At 53.4% G+C, this 371-nt stretch carries 1 protein-coding gene; it reads left to right on the top strand.

Translation table 11 applies throughout. The features are described from left to right. Positions 1-60: 60 nt before the first annotated feature. Positions 61-371, top strand: a 311-nt coding sequence (locus DA373_RS16145) for a helix-turn-helix domain-containing protein (protein ID WP_157953743.1), incomplete at its 3' end; no start/stop codon positions are given.

Genomic DNA, 371 nt, shown 5'->3' with positions numbered 1-371 from the left:
TTACTGACATAGTTCTCAGGTTTTAATAAAATATTCGCTCGGATTTTGAGCGAGTGAGACATGATGAAACCGACGGGAGCGGCTAAGGAATATCGTCGAGTGCTGGCGGTGCAATGGGCCGATGAGGGCGTTAAACAATCGGTTATCGCCGAACGACTTGGGGTGACTCAAGGCTGTGTCAGCCAGTGGGTCAAGCGGGCCCATCAAGGTGGAAAAGAGGCACTGAAAACCAAACCTTTTCCTGGCCATCCACCCAAACTGCCAGACGCCGCTGTCCCGCTGATCCTGAAAGCATTGGAAGAGTTGGGCCCAGAAGGCTTTGGCTATGAAGATCAGCGCTGGACGACACAGCGGATCGCCGATGCCATTGC

This window comes from Oceanimonas marisflavi, assembly GCF_003049725.1.
GTDB classification, from domain to species: Bacteria; Pseudomonadota; Gammaproteobacteria; order Enterobacterales; family Aeromonadaceae; genus Oceanimonas; species Oceanimonas marisflavi.
The sequence above is the reverse complement of the archived record's forward strand: the minus strand, read 5'-3'. Positions and strand labels throughout refer to the sequence as shown.